The organism is Streptomyces sp. NPDC052101 (assembly GCF_040680235.1).
Taxonomy (GTDB): Bacteria; Actinomycetota; Actinomycetes; order Streptomycetales; family Streptomycetaceae; genus Streptomyces.
Genome location: NZ_JBFAWH010000014.1, coordinates 225742 through 247065, shown reverse-complemented (window position 1 = coordinate 247065; position 21324 = coordinate 225742). Strand labels below are relative to the sequence as shown.

Here is a 21324-nt window from a genome sequence, read left to right as displayed (position 1 = left end):
TGAGACTTCGAACACCTCCCCCAACGGCACAGGAGCCTCGTGCGTTGCGCACACCACCAGCGTCACCCGATCAGTGGCCGCGCTGAAAACACTCAGTGCCTGCTGGCAGGATCACCAGCATGACACCGTTGCTTCTCACCGACATCGAACAAGCCGTTCGCAGCAGTTGGAGTGCCGAGACATGCACGCCTGGGTTCCGATCCCGGTGGACCAAGGGCAATCCGGCCCGTGACCAGTGCGGGGTGACCGCCATGGTGCTCAATGACCTGTTGGGAGGGGAGTTGATCCGGGGAGAGGTCCACGTCAACGGAGAGCGTGTGGACTACCACTGGTGGAACCGCCTGGGCATGGGCATTGAGATCGACCTCACCCGCGAGCAGTTCGGGCCGGAGGAGATCGTCACTGGCGGAATAGTGATCCCCCGCCCGCCCGTGACCGAGTGGCGCAGGCTCCGCGAGGAGTACGAGCTTCTCCGCGACCGCGTCTTGGAGAAGCTCAATCGGCAACAGGCGACGGCCCCTGCGTCTGCGAACTCTTTCAGCATTGCCGCTCCAGAGTGAGGACGGCCGCTGTGATGAACGACATTCGATTCAGGCGGCGCGGTAGGAGACCAGAGCGGCGATGGCGAGAATGGGTCTCGCCATAGGCCTCGCGGCGGCCGGTGTACTGCTGGAGCAGGCGCCATTACCGGACTTCGGCGTTGTCGTGCTCAACGAAATCGCAGGTCGGCCCATTAGGGTCGGATGCATGACAACATCCCTTGCCAGCAGTGCCTTCGACTCGCTCCGCCTCGACGCCGTGCCCGACCAGGAGGCGCTGCGCCGGGCCTACGAAGCCCCCAGCGACGCGGCCGTGCGGAAGCAGATGACCGAACTCACCGAGCAGACCCGGCGGTTGATCGGCTGCTCATCGCTGGTCCTGGTCGCCAGCGCGGACGCCGAGGGCAACTGTGACGTCTCCCCGCGCGGCGGCCCCGCCGGGTTCGTCGCCGTCCTGGACGCACGGACGGTGGCGATACCGGACGCGACCGGCAACAAGCGTCTGGACACCCTGCAGAACGTCGTCGCCACCGGACGGGCCGGGCTGCTGTTCGTCATCCCGGGGCGCACCACGACGCTCAGGGTGAACGGCCGGGCGTGCGTCTCCACCCGCCCAGAGCTGCTGTCGCAGCTGACCGCCGTGGGCAAGCCGCCGACGAGTGCGCTGGTGCTGGGGATCGAGGAGGTCTATCCGCACTGCCCCAAGGCGCTCCTGCGCAGCGCCGCCTGGAAGCCGGAGCAGTGGCTGTCGGCGGACGCCCAGCCGACCTCGGCCGAGGTGACGCTGGCCCAACTGCGGATGCCGGAGCTGACGATCGCCGACATCGAGCAGGCGGAGGCGGACTCGCTGAAGTACCGGTACGAGTAACGGGCCGACCTGCGATCATTGAACCACCAGCCCGCCGAACCCCCGGGCCAGCCCGCCCCAGGATCAATCGCGGGGCAGCCCGTAGGCGTCGGCGTGCGCCGGCAGGGCGAGCCAATCCGCCCAGGAGATCTCACGGCCGATGAAGCGCGGGTGCTCGAACGGCCAGTCGGCGGCGACCCACTGCGGCACCAGCATGTTCAGGGCCTGCTCGACCTTGCTGCCCACCAGCTCGTCCACCACCCACCAGGAGATCTCGCCGTCCGCGCCAGCCTTCTCCGGCGGGTCGATGTAGACGCAGCCGAACAGGGCCGTCTCCGCGTCGTCGAACAGCGCGTAGTTGAAGGACTGGTGTGCGGCGATCTCCTTCTCGTGCCGCAACAGGTCGGCCTGGTCGGCCTCGTAAGTCATGGTGGCCGCGGGCCAGCCCCAGGCCGGGCCGAAGATGGTCCACAGCCGCTCGCGCGAGCCCATCACGGCCGGATAGTCGAGCCGGGTGTCCGCCTCCCGGATAGGTCGCAGGTGATGATCGACGCCCGGCAGCGGTACGCGGACGGGGTGGACGAAGTCATCGGGAAGCCAGCTCATGGCGCCTGACCGTAGCACCGCGCGGGCGTCCGCTCCCCTGGATTTTCTCCGTACCGACGCGCGGGCCGCCGAACCCGATCGGCACGACAATGGCTTCGGAGGCCAGGCGATGAGCGGTCCGGTGGCGGCTCCACGTACGGCATCGACGGAATCGTGCTGTACTGCCCACTACGCATGCTTCCGGGGTCCGTGCCCCACTCAAGCATCACCAGGAACAGCGGATTCAGGCCCGGGCTCACCCGGGGTGCTGGTCGTCCTGCACGTCGTGCAAGGTGGGGGCGTAGGAGATCCCGACGATCAAGCCGTCCGCCGTGAGAAGTCTGGCCACCGTCTGGCCCCACGGCTCGGTACGGGCCTGGTGCACCAGCTCGAAGCCCGCGCGCTGAAGCTCGGCACCGGCAGCTGTGACGGCTTCCGTGTTCGCCACCTCGAACTCGATCGATGCCTGCGGAACCACCCGGTCGGCGGGCCACTGGGCCGTGCCGAAGCATGCCTCGGCTGCCTGCGAGAGAGGCCACAGGCCGAAGTGCTTGCTGCCGGGGACGCTCCCGCTGGAGTAGTAGCCGTTGCCTTCTCCCTCCAGGGGGAGGCCAAGAGCCTCGATGAACAGCTTGCGGCTCAGCGGCGGGTCGGCGACGACCACCGCCACGCTCGTGATGAAGAGAACGTCCATGCCGGTGGTGGCACTCCCGCTGCGAATGGACTGCGAGGGCTGGAGATTCGGCCTCGTCGGCACCGCTCTCAGCGGCCGGATCCCGCTCAACCTATCCCCCGGCTCCCCAAAAGCCGAGACACCCGCGCCAACACCAACCCCTGAGTCACCCGATCGGGCTGACTCACCTCCGCTCCGCAGCGGGGACCTTATGGCTCTGTCGGGCGAGGGCGTCGCGCAGGAATAATGGTTGAGACTTGTGGATTGATGCTTGATCAGGCGACTGGGCTGGTGCCTTGGAGGACGTCCCGAGCCTTGAAGTGGAGATCGGCCGCGCCTGCTCCGGTGAGGACGAGGCGGGCACCGTGGGGCGGGTCCACCTCCTCGACCGTCACCTTGGGGTAGCGGCGGATCTCCGTCAGTAGCAGGTCGACAGCGTGTCCGTCCTGGCTTGTGCAGCGAAAGCGCGCGCCCAGCCGTGTGGTCGCCAGGCATCGCACGACGACGGCAAGTCGAGCGGCGCCAGTGGTGTCCACCTGCACGATCTCGACCTTGGGCTGGGGTGCTTGCGCAGGAGTCATCGTCACGCTGCCATGGTCTCAGGGCGTTCGACGTGCTGGCCGCGTTCGAAACGGGCTCCAGCGCGTACAAGCGGAACGAGGTGGGAGCCGTTGACGGCTCGCCAGCGGGCTTGGGCCGACTCGACGAGCTTTGAAGACCATCGCGAGCCCGGCGGCGCGGGAGCTGCGCCCCGGGTGACCTTCGTGCGGAGTCGCGCGGTGGAGAAGGTCGACTCGATGGGGTTGGTGGTCCGCAGGTGGATACAGTGCTCGGCCGGTGGAACGCCAGCAGCACGTCCTGGTCGTCGGTGATCCTCGCGACGGCCATAGCGCCTGTATGATGATCAATCTTGCCGATCCGGGTCCCCCGGGAAGGAGGATCCGGTAGGAAGACGATCGTGACACGCGGTCAACTCGCCGACTAACAGAGAAAGTTGATCCCGGGTGTGGAGGGACGCCAGCGTCTTCACCGCAGATGCGCGACTCGCTGTGACACTCCCCTGGCCCGCAGACGCACGGCGCTCCGCGGGCCACCCGCTCATCAACAGCGCACCCAGTACTGCGCCTACTGCATGGCCAAGGTCGCCGTCCAGCGCCGTGGGTCAGCCCACGGGCAGACCAGCGCCCTCGCCCCCGTCATCATGGTGATCAGGCACACCCAGGACGTTGGCCAGCTCACCATCATCGGCGAGACGGTCCCCCGACAACGTCTTCCTCATCTGGCCCTCCATCAGAGACAGACCGACGGCGCCAGGCACTGCGACTCGCACACGCACATCCGCCCTGTCGATACGCGAGCGAGGCGCAGCAGCGTCGTACGGGGCCTCGCGGCCTGCCGGCTCCAGCACCAAGCCCGTGGAACCCAAGTAGTTGGCTTCGTCGTCCTGGCCGGGGACACCTGTGGCATATCGCCGCCCAGGCTCGCGTGGTCATCCCGGTGGCTGGCATGGTCGTCTCCGGGGCCATAACCGGCCTCATCCTCGCCGAAGTCGACCCGTTCACTGCGATCCGCTACCGGATCGTCGTGATGCCCATGCTGCTCGCCGCGGCCACCCTCGCCGCCCTGACTTTCGCCCGTCTTGCCGAGCGCTCCCTGTTCGACGACGCCCACCGTCTGGGCCCACTGGCTGCCGGCCCAGCCAAGGCGGGCCACATCGCCTCCGTGGTCAACACCCTCGTCCTGGCCTACGCCGGCGCCGCCTTGCCGCCGCTCCTCCTCTTTTCCATGGCGCAGAGCGGCGTAGGCACGGTCGCCGACAGCGAGTGGTAGCCGAGGAGATCGTGCGCAGGCTGGTCGGATCGATCGGCCTGGTGGCCTCAGTTCCGGTTACCACGGCCCCTGCGGCTGCGGTGTTCCCGGCGGACTGGCACGGTACGCAGACGGGAACGGCGACAGAGGGCGCGGCGACGGGGGCCGTCGGGGGCCCGCGCAGGCGCCGGCGGGAGCGTTGAAAGCCGTCTCGGGCTCCGGTCCGCGAGTCCATGTTTGATCCGCCACGGCGAGGATCAGCTGCTGCTCATCCTGCGAGGATGGTTCGTCGACGGCCGGAGCGGGGGCTGTCCGAGCATATCTGCCGTGACCACTTGGCCCCCGGCGTGCGTGCACTATCTGCATCAGTGCTCTCGCGGTCATCCCGAACTGTTGATCAGAGCCGGAGAACCTGGTCGGGTAGCCCGGGGGCATGATTCCCCCGGGCTACCGGATCCTCCTACTCATGGCCCCGGACGGTTTCGTCACTTCTCATCTTGAGGTTGCGGAGCGTTGCGTTGCGTTATCTGATGCCGTGGATGGCCTGGGGGTCTGCGGCTGGGAGGGCGGGAACGGCCTTCTCAGCGGCAGGGGGCGGTGTCACGTAGACCGGGGTGGGGTCGGGTTCGGGTGCGCAGGTCTTGGCGATGACGCCTTTGCCGATGGGGAGGCTGCCGTCTCGCAGGTAGGCGGTGAAGCTGTCGTCCAGGCAGGCGTTTCCGTGGAAGAGGATCTCGTGGAAACTGCCGCCGTTCTGGACGACGAGTTTGGATCCGGGCAATGCCTTGTGCATGGCGAGGGCACCCGGGTAGGGGGTGGCGGCGTCCTCGGTGGCCTGGAAGAGCAGGACGGGCGGCAGGCCCCTGCCGGTGATCTTGAGTCGGCCGGCCGGGTTGCCCTGGTAGGGCCAGAACATGCAGGCGGCGTTGTACCACATGTTGTTGTAGGTATAGAAGGGCGCGACGGCGTTGACCTTGGCCTGGTCCCTCTTCCAGAACTCCCAGTCGCGCGGCCAGTTGTTCTCGGTGCACTGGACCGCGTTGTATGCCGGGAAGGTGCCGTCGTCGGCACCCGGGGCCGCATAGCGGTTGTAGGCGATCTGCAGCGGGCGGGTGTCGTTCTTGGTGAGGTAGGCCGACAGCACGGTGGCCATCTGCGGCCAGCGCAGGAAGTTGTAGCCGCCGCCGTAGAAGGTGTCTTCGAACTCTGCGGGGCCGATCTTGCCGGGGGCCGGGGTGGCTGCTACCGGGCTGGTCCGCAACGCGGCCTCGACCTGGTAGTACTCCTGCTCCACGGTGGCAGGGTCAGCGCCGAGGTGATAAACCGAGTCGGCCTTGGCGGTCCATGCCGCGAAGGCCTCGAATCGGCGCTGGTGTTCCTTGTCCTGCAGGACGTTGTGGTCGTACCAGCTGATGGTCGGGCCGACGATGCTGTCCAGCACCATCCGGCGCACGTGCGAAGGGAAGAGCTGGCCGTACGTCGAGCCCAGCGAGGTTCCCCACGAGCCACCGTAGAAGTTGATCTTTTGCGCGCCGAGCGCCCGCCGGATGCTGTCCATGTCGCGCGCATTGTCGGCGGTGGTCATGTGCGGCAGGAACCAGCTCCAGTTCGCGGCGCAGTCGGCTGCGTACGCGGCCGACTTCTTCAGCCATGCCTGCGACGTGCCCTGGCCGACTTGGTAGTCCGGCCGCTCGGCGTCGAAGAAGTGCGCGTCGCAGGTGACGTGGGGGTCGCTGGCGTTGGTGCCGCGTGGGTCGAAACCGATCCAGTCGTAGGTCGAGGCGACGTCCTGGGGAATCTTTCCGGAGACGTAGGCGGGCATCCACAGGCCGGAGTCGCCGGGACCGCCGGGATTCAGCAGGATGGGGCCCTGTCGTTCGCTCTTGGGTGCGGTGGCCGGGAGCCGGTTCACCTTGATCTTGATCTTGGCGCCGTTCGGGTGCGCGTAGTCCAGGGGCACTTCGAGCATGGCGCACTGAAGCGCGGGGGTAGTCGCGTCGCGGCAGGAACTCCAGACGAGCTTCCCCTGACCGGTATCCCCTGGCGCAGGCGGGGAAGCGGAAGCAGGCGTGATGCCCGCGCAGACTCCGCCGATGGCGGCGACGACCGATAACAGGGCTCTGACTTTTGTCATGGAAGCATCATGTGGCATGTGCAATATCACATACCATACTCAGTGTATGCGTTACCCAACTGTGACTCACGAGGCGTGTGCGCTCGCCATGCCATCGCCGGGCGGCCTGGACGGGTTGCCTTGGTCCCCTTCTGGGCGATCCCGCCGTGCAGCCCCTTCGGCGACCAGGGCGCGACTTCGCCGTGTGATAGCCGGCGTCGGAGGTGCACGGCGAACCGCTCCCGGCCAACCTGCCCGCCTACGAGCCCCTCTTGGGTCCGCAGCGACTCGCACTGACGGCCCTGCTGAGCTGCCTCCGGCCGCCATACGGCGATACGGCTGCTCAGGATCTTGAGCCGGCAAGTGAACCGACGGCACAAACCGTTCGAGATCGGGCCGCGGATCACGACAGTGGTGCATGGCACCGCCGGGAAGGCGTGGCGTGCGGCCGAGCAGAAGATCGCGGCCAAACCGGCGCGACGCGAGCGAAGGCGCCACCTGGACGGGCAACCGCGGCACGGCCGTGGGACAGCGGCGGCTCTTCGAACTCACCGATCCCATGTTCGTGGCGGGCGACGACGCTGACGCATAGCAGGTGGTCACCGACCTGCTGATGTCCTACGTTCGGCCGACGCCCTCGACCTCGGCCAGTGTGAGCTGGCGCGTTCAGCACCGTGGGGCTGGCCGCCTTCCACGTCCGGACCCGCAAGCGTACACACACATGACGACTCATCACCATCCCAGAGAGGCACGGCCCTTCAAGCCCGTCTGCGGAACCCGGATCGCCCTGCTGCAGGTGCCGCCCACGCCCCGAATCACCCTCGTCGACCTCAGCCTTCACCGTCGGGTGCAGGCGCAGCTGCTCGGCGATGCCCTCGGTGCGCATCGTGGTCTGGCCGTGCATCCGGCCGGGCCGGTTGGCTCCGGACCACAGCGGACGCCCCGAGCCGTCACCGACGGTGGTGACCTTTCCAGTGTGCTGCTTCTTCTTGCCGGAGACGAACGCCGCGCGGCCCGCCAGGCTGCCCCTTGGGCGGCGAACCTGGGTCTCGGTGCCGTCGACCCGCAGTTCAACGCCTTCGGCCTCGGCGTAGACGAAGTCGTCGGCCAGGGAGTGAAGACCAGCTTGTCATCCGGCCCGGCACCCATCGCGCGCTTTGGCTCGCCGGCCCGGCGTTCACGCAGCACGGACTCGCGCCGAGCAACCCCGGGGCAGCCAACTCCTCGATGAAATTACCGAGGTGCGCACGATCAAGGCCACAGAAGGCGGGATGGGGCAAGGCCGCACGGGCTCGGTAATGTGTCACAACTTCACCAACCCGTGCGGCCCAGGTCACGTCACTGCCCGACTGCCGCCCCGGGCGAACGAGTCGTTGACGGACCGGGCACAATTGCGATCACGAGTCTGCGTCGTGAAACGGCGGGCTCCCTGGCCAGATGGCCTGCACGAGAGCGAAATCCCGCGCGCCGCACGGACACACTTGAGTGAGGTGGCTGACCGTAAGAATCGGATAGCCGACCCGGAATCGCTCGCAGCACAAGTCGACCCCCCTACGGCCGATCTCCGCTCTCGCATACCGAGTCGTTATAGCCTCGACCCTTATGAGTTGGCTGCCTGACGACTTCGTCCACCCCGTGTACGTGCCCGTGCCCAACACCGCGCTTCACCTGCGGCCGATCCGGGAGGCGGACACCGCGATCGACTACCCCGCCGTGATGGGCTCACGAGAGCGCTTGTGGGAGATCTTCGGCCCGGCCTGGGCCTGGCCCAAGGAGACGATGACCTATGAAGAGGACCGCATCGACTTGTTGCGGCACGAGAAGGAGATAGCTGCGCACCAGTCGTTCAACTACGCGCTGCTGGACGAGGAGGAGACGGCGATCTTCGGCTGCGTCTACATCGATCCACCCGAGCGCACCGGCTCCGACGGAGAGGTCTCCTGGTGGGTGGTGGACGATCTCGTCGGCGGCGATGAGGAGCGCGCGCTCGACGCGCTGGTGCCGCGGTGGATCGCCGCCGACTGGCCCTTCCAGCAGCCCCGTTATCTGGGTCGCGACATCACCTGGCAGGACTGGCTCGCGCTGCCGCGCGCCTCGTGACACGTCCGAGGCGGTGCCTGGATCGCGTCTTGAGAGCTCGTCTGATCGTTGTGTGCATGTGCCGTTGACCGATACCCAGTAGGCCTGGATCGAGCCGTTGCTCCTTCACCGGTCCCCGCGTCGCGGCGACCGGCGGCGCGATCACAGGCAGCTGATCGACGCGATCGCATGGAAGAAGGACCAGGCCGGTGCGCAATGGCGACGCTACCGAGGGCCAGCTCGTCGAGTGGGGATCGGCCGTGGACTCCACCATCGTTCGCGCTCACCAGCACGCCGCCGGCGCCGTCGAAGAAGGCGGCGGGAGTGGGCGGCGAACCGATCGATGATGTCCTCGGCCACTTCCCCGGCGGCTTGACCACGAAGATCCGCCCCCACCGCCCATCCCGCTCTCCGCCCCTGGTCCTGGTCCTGGTCATCTCCCCCGGACGATCAGGCGACGCTCCGCGTTTCCCGCTGTTCATGGACGTCCTGCGGATGCCGCGCCCGTCGCAGCAGACCTCGTCCGGAAAGACCATCTGGTCTGAGCCGACCATCCCCCAGGAGCCCCTGGCCCCTCGGATGTCTCAGGTTCACGCCCGTGCGCCGATGCTCTTCACTGATCACGAGAAGACACCAACTCGGCCTCACGGGGGTACACACATGCACAGCGGGAAGCGCATCCTTGCAGCCGGCCTGGCCACCGCGGTCTCCACCGCGGCCCTCACCGTCGCCGGTATGACGGTGCCGGCGCAGGCCGATGCCCAGGGGACCGTCGACTGCGACGGCTGGGTGCACAACAACGATCCGGACGTCGGCATCGCGGGCTGCCAGAACAACACCGACCACACCGTCACGTTCCGCGCCGAGATCGTCTGCGGCTGGGCCCCGGACATCTCCGGCAACTGGGTGACGCTGAACCCGGGGCAGTACGGCGAGTCCACCGGTTCCTGCGCGTTCTACAGCACTGGTGTCGGCAGCGTGGGCTGGACCATCCAGTGACGCACAGGTGTTCAACCGCCGCTCGGCACCCCACAGTGCGACCGGCGTGAACGACCCCACCGCTCGCAGGCACTGCGGCTGCTGCGAGCGGTGGGGCAGCCCTGCGCCGCAGCCGCGATCTGAACGCGGGCGAGTCCCCGTATCGCGGCCACAGTGCACCCCGACATCAGCTTCGGCCCCGGATCCACCCACCCATCGCCCTCGCCGTCCTCGCGCGCCGGCGATGCCGTACACCGTGCCCAGCAAGCGGGAGGGAAAGGTCGCGGGATGGGGGAAATAGGCCGAAGAGCCTCCGTCATGACCTCGCCTGGCCTATCGTGATGACGCTCCTTTGGACGATCATTCCTCGCGGGGGAACTCCGGTGACTGATATTGAGACCGGCGTGGTGACGATCGAACTGGACGACGGCACCACCGTAGATGCCGAGGTCATCGGCGATCTGCGATTCCAGGAGGTGGATGACACCACCTCCTACGGCGACGTCGGACTTCGTGACCGGGCGGCTCGGGCGGGCGAGGCCGTCGCCCTGACTCTGGATCAGGTGCGCGACACCGTACGTGGCCTGGGCCGCTGGGCAGCCGAAACGGTGACCGGGCCGGCGGCCGGGAATCCGGACACGGTCGAGGTCGAGTTCGGGCTGAAGCTGGCGGTGAAGTCCGGTCGGCTCATGGGCGTCATCGCCGAGGCCGGCAGCGAGGCCGGGCTGACCATTCGGTTGTCCTGGGACATGGCCTCCCGCCGTGGGTCGGCTGCCGCTGACCCGGACGAGGGGCGGGTCCAGTAAGTGCTCGCACAGAACGAACCGCACACCTGCGCGGTCTGGATCAGCGTCGGCGGGACCTTCCGGGGCTGCGGTTTCTTCGTCGCCGAGGGCTTGGTGGCCACTGCCGCCCATGTCGTAGGTGGCGGGTGCGATGCGGACATCGCGATCACCCATGCCTCGGGAACCTACCGGGTCGTAACCAAGACCGTCCGAGCCTGCCCGCCGGACGACGACGGCGCCTCCCGGTTCCACCCGTTTCCCGATCTGGCCGTGTTACCAGTGCCCGAATGCTCCGGCCATACGATCGCTCGCCTTGCCATGGCCGACCCCGAGCCCGGCATGACCGTCACGGCACTCGGATTCTCGGCGGAGACCCCGACGCCTGGCGTCCAGCCCGACAGTCTGCGGCTGCATGTCGCGGGCCGCTCCGGGGAGTTCGGCCGGATTCTGGGGGACGGAGTACGCCCCGGCTTCAGCGGCAGCATGCTGGTCGGCCCGGACGGGCTGGCCGTGGGCGTGCTCAAGGGCAGCCGGGACTACCGCCGCGACAGGGGAGGCTGGTTCGTCCCGGTGTCGGCCTTGCGTGGAGTCCTCACCGAAGCAGGACATGAGCTGAACGCCCACCCTCCACCGCCGCGGCCGCCAAGTGACGCGGAGCTGGTCGAAGCCCTGCTGGCATTCCCTTCACTGGGGCGGTCCGAGGGCAGGCAGGACCTGTTGGAGGCCATGGGTCGCACCCTGGGACTGCCTTACTCCTTCGAGGTTGACGAGCGGTCCGGTCGACGGGAGCACCTTGGGCGCCTCGTGCACCGCTGCCGTCACTACCGTGACGAGAGGGCGGCGCTGCGGGCCCTGCACGAAGCCATGGCCGAACTCGTACCGCACGACGGCGCTTTGGAGCAGCTGCGATCGGTCGTCGAGCGGGCCGTCGAAGGCCCGGATCCGACCGGCAGGGCGCACGGAACGGGATGACAAGCATGCACCGAGAGCCACTTCAGCTTTTCCGGGAGACCCTGCTGTGCACCCTCCTCGGCGCTTTCCCCGACATGCACCGCCGTGAGTTCCGCAGGGACATCCTGACGACCATGGAGCTGCATATGGACGTGGAGGAACGGGACATCGCGCGAGAACACGTGCGGGCCATCGTCCAGACCGTGTTGGGGAGCCCTCGGTCGTCCGAAAGCCTGTGGTCCCTGCGGGATGCCCTGCACCGGCACGCTCCCCAAGACCGAGCCCTTCCCTGGCTGGAGTTGGCCGTGTTGTGCCTGACCGGTTCTTTTCCCCTGCCTGAGGTGAGCATGCTGCGGCTGATAGAGGTGCTGCGTGAGGTCCCGTGTGACGGCCTCGCACGCGACACTCTGGCTCGTTACGCCGCGGAAAGCGGCGGCAGCACCCTGGCCGCGGACCAGCCGACCCTGCCCGAAATCCTGCTGTGGTTGGCGGACCGACACGGTTCCGCCGACGCAGGGCCCTTTCTCCGCTTCGCGACTTCACTCAGTGACGAACCCTCCGTTGCCCGCACACGTAAGGGCCAGGAGTTGCGCGCCTTGCTGGCGGACCTGAATGCTCCCGCTCCCGACCGAACCGACGATCGTCTGATCATCCAGATCCGCTTAGAGGCCGCAGACCCCGACCACCTGCCCCCCACGCGGTACCTTCTGCGCAGCGCCTACTATCGGTACCGGCTTCCCATGGGCCCCCTGAAGCAGCTCAATCAGCTGCCGCACGAAGAGTCCTTCAGCAAGGACGAGTTGATCGGCAAAGCTCCGTCGCGGCTGTCCCGGTGGGCGGAACTCGTCCGCGAAGTGCACCGAGCCGACGGCAGGGTCCGTGTCGAGTTCCTTCTCCCTGCTTCCCTGCTCAGCCACGAGGCTGAGTTCTGGATCCTCGGGCCATCCAGAACGGCCCTTGGACACAATGTCCCAGTCGTTGTCCGCTCGTTGGAGCGTTACAGCGATCCCTATCTCGATCTGAAGCGCTGGCGCCACCGGTGGGAGAAACTGATCTCGTCCCACTCGGACGTCGATGCTCTGGAACAGATCGAGTGGCCTTCCTTGGAGCTGAGGGAGCCGAGACATCTGGCCGACTGGCTCAGCGACCACACTGACGTGGCATGCCTCGGTCTGTCGGTGCCCTACGACGATCTGGAGCCTGCCGCCAGGGAAGCGGTCGATGACGCGCTGCGGATGGAAGGAGTACCGGCCATGGTGTGGCGGCGGGACTCCGGCGATCCGGACGAGGTGGTGACAGCTCTGCGTACGCGTCCGCTCGAGTTCCTGTCGGAGCTTCCCGAAGCACTGGTGGAATGCCGCCGGGCGGGCCGTTGGAACAAAGAGCACGTGAGCCAGCACATCACCCTCCTGTGGGACGACCCCTACTGTGTGGATCGCGCGCAGGACTGGCCCTTCGAGGGGATGGCATGAGCGAAGAGGCATGGTGGGTCTACCAGGGCACCGGCGTCCCTCATGGGGGTATACGGGAGTTGCCCCCGGCTCCTCCGTGGCGGCGCTTCGCAGGGACGACGCCCGATGGCCAAAGCGCACCTCTTGAACCACCCCCGGAGCCGGAGTACGGCTCGACCGCGCGCCGGTTGGGTCGGGCTCGCCAGGCAGCGGCGTATCAGGCGGACGAGAAGGAGATCGAGCTGGTCAATCTGGCTCTGCATCTACGGCGACCGCTGCTCATCACCGGAAAGCCGGGCATCGGAAAGTCCACCCTGGCCTACGCGGTGGCCCACGAACTGGGGCTCGGCCCCGTGCTGCGGTGGCCCATCACCAGCCGCTCGACGCTGGGCGACGGCCTCTACGCGTACGACGCCATCGGCAGGCTGCACGATGCCGGGATTCGCAGCGGCGGCACGAGAACCAGAACGCTGAGCAGGCCCGGCCCGCGGCGTGCGGCTCCGGGCATCGGCCAGTATCTGCGGCTCGGCCCGCTCGGCACCGCCCTGCTGCCCTGGCGCCATCCTCGCGTCCTGTTGATCGACGAGATCGACAAGAGCGACTTCGACTTTCCGAACGACCTGCTGAACGTCTTCGAGGAGGGCGAGTTCGAGATTCCGGAACTCGCCCGGCTCGGACCGGGCAGACAGCACGTCATGACCGCCGACACAGAGGGCACGGCCGCAGTGACAGGTGGAGTGGTTCGGTGCACCGAGTTCCCGTTCGTCGTGCTCACCAGCAACGCCCAACGGGAGTTTCCCACGGCATTCCTGCGACGCTGCGTCAGGCTTGACATGCAGCCACCGAACGCGGAACGGCTCGCCGCGATGGTCTCAGCACACTGGGACAACCCAGGCGGCGAAGGGCAGGTCCTGCCCGCCCACGCCCAGGACATGATCGCCGAGTTCCTGCGACAGCGCGAGGACGGCGTGGAACTCGCCAACGATCAGCTGCTCAACGCTCTACTGATGGCGGGACGGGTCCTGTGGGACGGTGAGCGAGGCCGGCACCTGGTCCGGGAGGTTCTGCTCCGCCCGCTCAATCAGGGCTGAACGAGCCCGTGCCGAGCGAGCCAGGGACCGCGCCCGAGGCGGTGCTGTCGAAACAACTCCGCGACGCCATATCCCAGTTGCTCGATCCGCAGGGAGCCGGGCCTCAGCCCGAGGACATCGCGGACGCACTGTGGATCGCCGGCATCGCTGGCATCGCGGCGAGAAGGCGCGGTGCGCGGATCAGTGAGCCGGCGGACACGGCGCCCCATGAGCGGCTCAGGCAGCAGGCCCTCCCCCAGCGGAGAAACCCGTCAGAGAGCCCGGCCCCACCGGCGGCCACAGAGCCCAGGGCAGGCACGGACAACAGGCCGGCCACGGCCCGGAGCGACGGTCCGGCGCCGACGCCTGCCCCGGAGCCGCCCGCCACGACGGAACCAGGTCCTGCCGCACCTGTCCGCGCCGACCACCAGGCCGACGCTCCGCAACCGGCGCCCGCACAGCAACGCGGCGACCACACACGGTCCACTTCCTCTGGGGCGGCCGCGCAAGCCATCCACCGCCCGCCGGGACGGGTGGCCACCGGCGCCGCCCTGCACCCCATCGGCGGTTCCACTCGCGCCACAGGCGGCAGCCCACGCTCCGCCCATGAAGTCACAGTGACCCGCCCGTCCGCCCTCACCGAAACCATGACGCTGGCCAGGGCACTGCGTCCGCTGCGCCAGCCCGTCCACTCCGCAAGGCCGACACTCGACGAGGCGGGCACGGCTCAGGCAAGCAGCCAGACCGGGCTCCTGCATCCGGTCTGGCGCCCGGCCGACGAACGAAGGTTCTCCGTGGACCTCCTGGTCGACACAGGAGCCACCATGGCCGTCTGGCACCACCTCGCAGGCGAGTTGTGGACTGCCTTGGAGCGGCACGCCGCCTTCGCCGACGTTCGCTGCTTCGCCCTCGACACCGACGGTGCGACACCCCGACTCACTCCGTTTCACCGGCGGCTGCGCGACAAGAGGGACACGCAAGGCTCCCGCGGACGCTGGGACTCCCCCCTTGACGGCCCCAGCGCACGGCGCATCCTGCTGCTCCTGACCGACGGGGTCGGCCGAGCATGGCACGAAGAGGACCTCCCGGGCACACTCGCCCGGCTGTGCAGAACCCGCCCGACGGCCGCGTTGCAGGTCCTGCCTCGCCGGCTGTGGCACCGTACGGCCTTGCGCACCGTTCCCGTACAGGCCCGCCTGCCAGACCCGGCCAGGCCGGTTCCCGTCTTCCGCACCCGTGACTCGTGGTCCAGCTCAGCCCAGTCCGTGAAAGGCTGGCTTCCGGTCATGGAGTTGAAGGGCGCCTGGCTTGCACCATGGGCCGAGCTTGTCGCAGGCCGTACCTCTGATGGGGTCGGCATGCTGGCCGCACCACTCGACGGTGTGTCCGGACGGCCCCGTTCCGCGCCGCCTTCCTCCCACCGCACCTTGATGTCCGCTGGTGAAAGGGTGGCGCGCTTTCGGGCCGGTTGCTCTCCCAACGCATACCGGCTGGCCTGCTATCTCGCCGCGGCGCCCCTGAGCCTGCCGGTCATGCAACTGGTTCAGGCCGCCACTGTGCCTGGCTCGGGTCACATCGAACTGGCCGAGATCTTTCTCTCCGGCCTCATCGAACGACGGCATGCCGAGGCGGAGGACCCAGACGATGTGGTCTACGACTTCCGACGCGGCGTACGGAGTGAACTGCTGGGGGAACTCACTCGCCGGGAATCGGTGCGAATCCTCGAAGATGTGCTGGCGAAGGTCTCCGGTCACATCGCCGCCACGTTCGGTGGCACCCTGGACTTCCGGGCTCTCGCTGCCCATGTCAGCGGCGCCGACGCCCCCGGACGAACCCGGCAACTGCCAGAGCGCAGCCTGCCGTTCGCCGAGGTGGCCACCCTGGTCCTCAGCGACGCTGCCGGCCGCCACGAGGTCGTCGCCCGGCAACTCGCCGCCGCGATCGGTGGCCGTGCCTCCCTGCTTCCTCATCCCGAATTCCTCACCGAGCCCGTGCCGATCGGCCCAGCCGATCCCCCGCACCTGATCGGCCGGGCCGCGGAACTCCAGGCGCTTGAGGCGGCCTTTCAGCAGACGGGGCCTTCCCGTCCGGCACTGGTCGTCATCGAGGGATTGCCGGGCATGGGCCGTACTCGGCTCATCCAGGAGTATCTCCGCCGCAACAACACCCGGCACTCCTTCGCGCACGGGATCGACGCGCACAGTCCGGAAACCCTCCATGAGGGACTTGCCGGCCTGTGGGCCGCGCTCGGTATGCCCGCGCAGGCCGACAACCACGTCTCCGAGGACCGGCTGTGGACCGAACTGGCCGGACACCGCGACTGGTTCATCGTGCTGGAAGACGTTCCGCCAACCGCCTGGCCGCGCCCGAACGAGGGCCGCGACATCCTGCCCCGCTGCATCCCTCCCGCCGGACGAGGCTGCGTGGTGGCCACCACCGACGCCCTCAAGGGCTGGCAACACCCGGACATCACGATCGTGCGACTGCGCGAACTCGGCCGGCACGAGATTCTCGATCACCTCCGGCGGTCGCTGGGCGACCGGCTCCGCCGCTCGGATCCGTACCAGCAGGCCCGGTTGGCGAAGCTGGCCGACAGCCTGCCCACCACGCCCCAGGCACTGGCCGCGGTCGACTTGCCAACCGTGCTCGATGCCGCAGCAGGACCCCCCAGGCCCAGGAAGCGCATTCTGCGCACTGATGGCACGCAATCGGTCTGGGCGGTGACCTCCTTCACGACGCCCACGGGATCTACCCTCCTCGCCACCGGCAACCAGGACGGAACCGTGCGTCTGTGGGATCCGGAAACCGGCGATCAGGTGCGCAGTTACTCCAGCGGCCTCGGCGGCCCGGTGATGTCGATCACCGTATTCGCGCTCGCCGGGCAACCGCTGCTGGCCACCACGGGCAAGGACCGCACCGTACAGCTGCTCGATCCAGCCACTGGCGCCGTCGTCGGCCGGCTGACCGACAGCAGCCGGCCCACGGCACCGGGCCCACTACGGGCTGTGACAGCATTCGAACTCCATGGGCGCGTGCTGCTCGCCTCAGCCGGTGAAGACAGACTCATCCAGATCTGGGATCCGGCCACCGGACGGCGGCAGGGGGAACTCACCGGCCATACAGCCTCCGTACAGGCTCTGACGTCATTCCTCTCACCCGACGGCCGCCCTCTGCTCGCGACGGCCGGCCACGACCGCACGGTACGCATCTGGGACCCCGAAACAGGCGACCAACTCGGCGCCCCCCTCATCGGCCACACCAGATCCGCCTGGGCAGTGGCCGCCTTTCGGACGTCCGATGGGCGCGCTCAACTCGCCAGTGCCGGCCTGGGCCAGACCGTACGCGTATGGGACACCGCCACCCACCAGCTGGTCCGCACCCTCGACGGACACACCGCCAGCATCTGGGCCGTGACCGCCTTCACCGCCCCCGACGGCCGCCCCTTGCTCGCGACGGCCGGCCACGACCGCACCGTACGCATCTGGGACCCCGAAACAGGCGACCAACTCGGCGCCCCCCTCACCGGCCACACCCAAGCGGTCCTCTCGGCGACCGCCTTCACCGCCCCCGACGGCCGCCCACTCCTCGCCACCGCCGGCCACGACCGCACCGTACGCATCTGGGACGTTGCCGATCATATCCGGCAGTAGCCACGGCGTAGCGCGGCGCATCGAGCACGACAAACAGCGCCCAGCGCCCGAGTGTCGCCAGCGACCTAAGAGTCGACATTCGGCCGCTGACTGTGAGAGTCGAGATACGGACCCTCGCCGAGGAACACCACGCCGCCATGGGCCGGGCCGCGCTCGCTTCGGCCTGCGACCGGCCGACTCCATGTGCGCATGCACCGGACCCGGCTGATGGCGGACGGGCTACGGCCCAGCTCAGCAGCGATCGCCCGGATGGCCGCCTTCTCCCGCAGCCGGTCGATGATATGGATCCGGTCGGCCTCGCGCAGGCGCCGGGACGGACCGGAGGGCGGCACCACCGTGTTGATCGGTGGCACCGCCCTCTGCCTGCGGTCGGCACCACGGCCGTTACGCCACTTCCTGCCGGTCCGCTCGTCGACACCGACCAGCCGGCGGGATTCCTTGTTGCTGTAGCCCTGCTGCCGCGCGTGCCAGGGGTGGTGCTCGACCGATTCACCGAGGTCGACGGGCTGGCTGAGGCCGCCCAGACCCACAGCGACCGATGCCCATCTCTACGAGTAGGGACAGCACCTCGCCCGGCCCCCGTAGCCGGGCGAGGTGCGCCTGTCGATGCAACCGGCATGAGCCGCCGCCACTGCGGACCGGTGCCCCTAGGATTCGGCTCAGCTCAGCCGGGTCATGACGTACGCCTCGATGGCGTCGCGCTGATAGGCGGCCAGGCCCGGTGCGATTGACTCGTAGGCCGCGTGCCACGGCTCGTTGTCCACGCAAGAGCGTCCGAGCGCCCGGAACTCCTCGGCGGAGACGGCGCGCCCTTCGGTCAGTGCCCGGTACTGGGCGTCGACCTCGGCCTGCACTTGGTCTGCGTCGACGGGCAGACCAGCGGCCATGAGCTCGGCCAGACGAATCATCTGCGCGGTCCGCTGGCGGTGCGCCGCCTCGATCTCGGCCTCGCTCATCGCCGAGATGCGCCGCCGGTTGTCCTCGGCCAGCTCGGGGAAATCGCGCATAGTCTCCTCGTACACGGCTGGCCGGACGCCCTCGAACAGGTTCTCCGGTCGGTTGATGCTGGTCATGGGGTTACCGTCCTTCCTGGACTGCTCCAGTTCGGCGATCGTGCGGGAGACGGTTTGGACCAGGGCGTCGACGCGGTCCCGCTCGGCGAGCAGCCGGCCGCGGTGCCCGCGCAGGGCCTGCAGCTCGTCGACCTGCTCGGCCAGGATCCGGCCGATCTCGCTCAGCCCCACGCCCAGTTCCCGCAGCACCAGGATCTGCTGCAGTCGCAGGAGCTGCCGCTCCTCGTAGTAGCGGTGCCCGTTGGCGCCGATCCACGCCGGTGGCAGCACGCCGGTCTCGTCGTAGTGCCGCAGCGTCCGGGCCGTCACGCCCGACATCCGGGCGACCTCCGCGGTCGGCCACGCCATCGCCGTCTCCCTCACGATCGTTCCACCGGACCGGTCTCTCCGGCCCTGTTCAGAACCGTAGAAGCTGCCGCAGCGGCAGTTTCAACCCCGGCATCCGCGCTTCTCCGGCTCACGCCTACGGCCACCCCCCACCCGCGACGGCGACGACCGGACCACACGGAAGGCCCCGCGCCGTCGACCCTCGTGAACATTTCGTGCGGCGAACCAGGATGAGCAGATCTGGGGAACGCTTGAGCAAGAGGTAGGGATTTCAAGGGTCTGGGCGATATCTCGTGACGGTCACGATCGCAACAGTACGCGGGTGCAGAGGAGTTGGAACGAACCGCGGCCGCACATCTGCCGCTTGATCGTCTCAAACGCTGGATGCGACCTTCGACGACGCCGCAGCTGTAGGCGAGCGTGAGGCCGGCGGTGACCGCGTCGAGGTCCTGGCGCAGGAAACCGGCGAAGCTGCGCATCGGCGGCGGTGCGTCCTGCTCGGCCTGGCGGATCCAGTGCATCAGCAGGTGACCGCGCCGGTGGCGGACCAGAACGGCGAAGGCGCGGGCCCGGTCGCAGGCCCGTGTGATGTCCGGGCAAGCGAGCCGGGCTTGGAGAAGTTGCTCCTCCTGGTGGTCAGTCAGCGTCTCGCGGTGCCGCATGATCCAGCCTGTGATCTTGTGCCGGCTGGGTAGGTCGGCCCGGACCGGTTCCGTATGCCCCTTCCGCAGCGCAGCGAGCCATTGCGGATCACCGGGTGGCTGCCGCGGTAGCCGCAGGCCTGGAGTTCGAGGAACAGGCGGCTGCAGCTGACCCGGCCTCCGGCCTCGGCGAAGCGCGTGTTGATGTGCGACTTGAAGGTGCGACGGCCCGCCACCACACCTTCACCGCCGGCGCCGCTCGTGCGTATCTGGTGGTCGGGCCCTCGACCTGCTCGACGAACGTCTGGCGCGCCCAGTCGACGGCACCGCAGAAGAACCGCCGCACTGTCAGTCTCACCGCCACCTGGCGCCCACCGACGGGCAGTTCGGCCAGCCGCCGTTCATATCGACTACGCACCCTCCGGGAGACCGCCGAGCAGTCTGGGCACCTCAGTTCCCGTACACGCAGTGGGCGTCGGCCACCACCAGCCCGTCGACCTCGGTGAATCGGTCGAGCACCAGCCCCGGCACGCGCGGCAGCAGGGCGGACTTCACCGCGGACAAGTCCCCCATGACCTGGAGATTCCCGCTCGACTCGATGGTCGCTACCGGAGGCGATCGTGACCGTCACGAGATATCGCCCAGACCCCTGAAATTCCCCAAGGCTGCTCTCGTTCCCCACTCGGTTGCGCGGTGAACGGAGGGGCCGGCTTCGCCCGCCAGTTGAGGGTTCGGACGGCTCCTCCCCGTCAAGGGCGCCGGCAGTCATGTATCCGCTCTGACCGCCGGTACGGCGTGGCACCCGCTCTATCGCTCGGCGGTGCCGTCCTCACCGTCAATCTCGTAGATCCGCCCATGAAGCCGTTCACCGGCCCAGTCCAGCCCGACACCCAGGTCGAACCAGTGCCGATCCTTGCGGACTGCGGGCGGTGAGAGGTTCACCGCCGCCCAGGAGAACACCCCCAGGAGGATGGAACGCCCGTGCTGCGTTGTACGCACGGACAACGCAAACGGCGCGGCGAGTGCCGCGCGGGTGACCAACATGACCTGCTCGTCCTCAGAATGTCGACGCCCACCCGTGAGAAACCGGGGCGTTTCAAGGATCTTGACCCACTCGACCACGGCGTCTGCCACCTGGGCGCGCAAGGACTCTTCGATGCCCTTCCGGACGGCGGTCGCGGGATCATCGCCGAGCCAGCCAAGCCAGTGATCAGGATCAGTGAGCTTGCTGAAGTCGTCCTGTGGCACCCCGTGACGGAGATTCTCCCGGTACTCACCTGTCAGTTTCCCGCTGCTGTCCACCAACCACGCGCCGCGGATCGCCTCGGGAGGTACGTAGCCGTTCGGGTCGTCGATATACGTCGGGTCGATCTCGGCGACGCTGCCACCGGGATTGTCCGCAGCCGCAGCCAGTAGCGCCGGCTCGTTCGGTATGTCCTTACGTCGGCTGCTCGAGCCAAAACGCCCCACGTTCCCACTCCCACCGTTGCCCGCCCAGTTGACCGCGATTGTGCCGCACCGGTCAGGGCCGCCGGGGTGGGGATTTTCCAGGTTCAGGCAAGATTTTCGTGACAAGTGACGGGCAGTAATCCGGATCACGCGAGGATGACTCCTGCCCAGGGTGCCCTGCCTACGCGCACCGCGCCGATGAAGCACCCGGCCCCGTCTGCATTCCCGTCGTCACCGGCACCGCCCGGGTGGTAACTCCCGGCCGAGATGGCTGCCCACGCGGCCGACAGGCCCACTCCGCCGA

General features: G+C 68.3%; 18 protein-coding genes and 4 pseudogenes. 11 read left to right on the top strand and 11 right to left on the bottom strand.

The features are described from left to right. The first annotated feature begins 119 nt into the window (after window positions 1-119). Both AB0L75_RS25465 and AB0L75_RS25460 read left to right on the top strand, forming a co-directional pair. Window positions 120-560, top strand: a complete 441-nt coding sequence (locus AB0L75_RS25465) for a hypothetical protein (RefSeq protein WP_365184840.1) — start codon at window positions 120-122, stop codon at window positions 558-560. A 187-nt stretch (window positions 561-747) separates the two neighbouring features. Next, window positions 748-1407 (top strand): MSMEG_1061 family FMN-dependent PPOX-type flavoprotein, encoded by a 660-nt coding sequence (locus AB0L75_RS25460; protein ID WP_365184837.1) that lies wholly within the window; start codon window positions 748-750, stop codon window positions 1405-1407. Between the two features lie 63 nt (window positions 1408-1470). Here AB0L75_RS25460 and AB0L75_RS25455 read toward each other — a convergent pair whose 3' ends face one another. From AB0L75_RS25455 to AB0L75_RS25440, 4 genes and pseudogenes are all read right to left on the bottom strand, one after another. Continuing rightward, window positions 1471-1992 carry an N-acetyltransferase gene (locus AB0L75_RS25455; protein WP_365184835.1) on the bottom strand — a complete coding sequence of 174 codons (522 nt, stop codon included), beginning with the start codon at window positions 1990-1992 and terminating at the stop codon, window positions 1471-1473. A 235-nt stretch (window positions 1993-2227) separates the two neighbouring features. Further along, window positions 2228-2665, bottom strand: a complete 438-nt coding sequence (locus AB0L75_RS25450; RefSeq protein ID WP_365184833.1) for a VOC family protein — start codon at window positions 2663-2665, stop codon at window positions 2228-2230. Between the two features lie 254 nt (window positions 2666-2919). Beyond that, window positions 2920-3231 (bottom strand): hypothetical protein, encoded by a 312-nt coding sequence (locus tag AB0L75_RS25445; RefSeq protein WP_365184830.1) that lies wholly within the window; start codon window positions 3229-3231, stop codon window positions 2920-2922. Beyond that, window positions 3228-3529: pseudogene (locus tag AB0L75_RS25440) on the bottom strand (IS256 family transposase); the annotation flags it as partial. The pseudogene AB0L75_RS25440 and the gene AB0L75_RS25445, both read right to left, overlap by 4 nt. A gap of 621 nt (window positions 3530-4150) precedes the next feature. On the opposite strand from AB0L75_RS25440, the pseudogene AB0L75_RS25435 reads away from it, so the two are divergent. Beyond that, window positions 4151-4291, top strand: a pseudogene (locus AB0L75_RS25435) (ABC transporter permease); the annotation flags it as partial. 63 nt (window positions 4292-4354) lie between these two features. Further along, window positions 4355-4656: pseudogene (locus AB0L75_RS25430) on the top strand (YibE/F family protein); the annotation flags it as partial. A 320-nt stretch (window positions 4657-4976) separates the two neighbouring features. On the opposite strand, the gene AB0L75_RS25425 reads toward AB0L75_RS25430, so the two are convergent. Both AB0L75_RS25425 and AB0L75_RS25420 read right to left on the bottom strand, forming a co-directional pair. Further along, entirely contained in the window at window positions 4977-6422 is a 1446-nt protein-coding gene (locus AB0L75_RS25425) for an alpha/beta hydrolase (protein WP_365184827.1), read from the bottom strand. A 547-nt stretch (window positions 6423-6969) separates the two neighbouring features. Further along, window positions 6970-7587, bottom strand: a complete 618-nt coding sequence (locus tag AB0L75_RS25420; RefSeq protein WP_365184873.1) for a hypothetical protein — start codon at window positions 7585-7587, stop codon at window positions 6970-6972. 581 nt (window positions 7588-8168) lie between these two features. Here AB0L75_RS25420 and AB0L75_RS25415 point away from each other — a divergent pair. The 7 genes from AB0L75_RS25415 (at window position 8169) to AB0L75_RS25385 (ending at window position 17530) form a co-directional block, all read left to right on the top strand. Further along, complete coding sequence (locus tag AB0L75_RS25415; RefSeq protein WP_365184824.1) at window positions 8169-8666, top strand: N-acetyltransferase; 498 nt, start codon at window positions 8169-8171, stop codon at window positions 8664-8666. A gap of 639 nt (window positions 8667-9305) precedes the next feature. Next, a complete protein-coding gene (locus tag AB0L75_RS25410) occupies window positions 9306-9644 on the top strand; it encodes a hypothetical protein (RefSeq protein ID WP_365184872.1) in 339 nt (112 codons plus the stop codon). Between the two features lie 362 nt (window positions 9645-10006). Beyond that, entirely contained in the window at window positions 10007-10429 is a 423-nt protein-coding gene (locus tag AB0L75_RS25405) for a CU044_2847 family protein (RefSeq protein ID WP_365184822.1), read from the top strand. Then, window positions 10430-11380 carry a trypsin-like peptidase domain-containing protein gene (locus AB0L75_RS25400; protein ID WP_365184819.1) on the top strand — a complete coding sequence of 317 codons (951 nt, stop codon included), beginning with the start codon at window positions 10430-10432 and terminating at the stop codon, window positions 11378-11380. Between the two features lie 5 nt (window positions 11381-11385). After that, the gene (locus tag AB0L75_RS25395; RefSeq protein WP_365184816.1) at window positions 11386-12831 is read left to right on the top strand and encodes a hypothetical protein; all 1446 of its coding nucleotides are present in this window, start codon (window positions 11386-11388) and stop codon (window positions 12829-12831) included. Window positions 12832-12998: 167 nt separating this feature from the next. Then, window positions 12999-13901, top strand: a complete 903-nt coding sequence (locus AB0L75_RS25390) for a MoxR family ATPase (RefSeq protein ID WP_365184813.1) — start codon at window positions 12999-13001, stop codon at window positions 13899-13901. 8 nt (window positions 13902-13909) lie between these two features. Continuing rightward, window positions 13910-17530, top strand: a complete 3621-nt coding sequence (locus tag AB0L75_RS25385; RefSeq protein WP_365184810.1) for an SAV_2336 N-terminal domain-related protein — start codon at window positions 13910-13912, stop codon at window positions 17528-17530. Between the two features lie 200 nt (window positions 17531-17730). Here AB0L75_RS25385 and AB0L75_RS25380 read toward each other — a convergent pair. The 5 genes and pseudogenes from AB0L75_RS25380 to AB0L75_RS25360 form a co-directional block, all read right to left on the bottom strand. Then, window positions 17731-17988: pseudogene (locus tag AB0L75_RS25380) on the bottom strand (helix-turn-helix domain-containing protein); the annotation flags it as partial. Window positions 17989-18189: 201 nt separating this feature from the next. Beyond that, a complete protein-coding gene (locus AB0L75_RS25375) occupies window positions 18190-18951 on the bottom strand; it encodes a MerR family transcriptional regulator (RefSeq protein WP_365184807.1) in 762 nt (253 codons plus the stop codon). Between the two features lie 729 nt (window positions 18952-19680). Next, the gene (locus tag AB0L75_RS25370; protein ID WP_365184804.1) at window positions 19681-19989 is read right to left on the bottom strand and encodes a hypothetical protein; all 309 of its coding nucleotides are present in this window, start codon (window positions 19987-19989) and stop codon (window positions 19681-19683) included. A 32-nt stretch (window positions 19990-20021) separates the two neighbouring features. Continuing rightward, on the bottom strand, window positions 20022-20144 hold the full coding sequence (locus tag AB0L75_RS25365) for a hypothetical protein (protein ID WP_365184801.1): 123 nt from the start codon (window positions 20142-20144) through the stop codon (window positions 20022-20024). Between the two features lie 234 nt (window positions 20145-20378). Next, window positions 20379-21170, bottom strand: coding sequence for a hypothetical protein (locus AB0L75_RS25360; protein ID WP_365184799.1), 792 nt, complete (start codon window positions 21168-21170; stop codon window positions 20379-20381). Window positions 21171-21324: the final 154 nt, after the last annotated feature.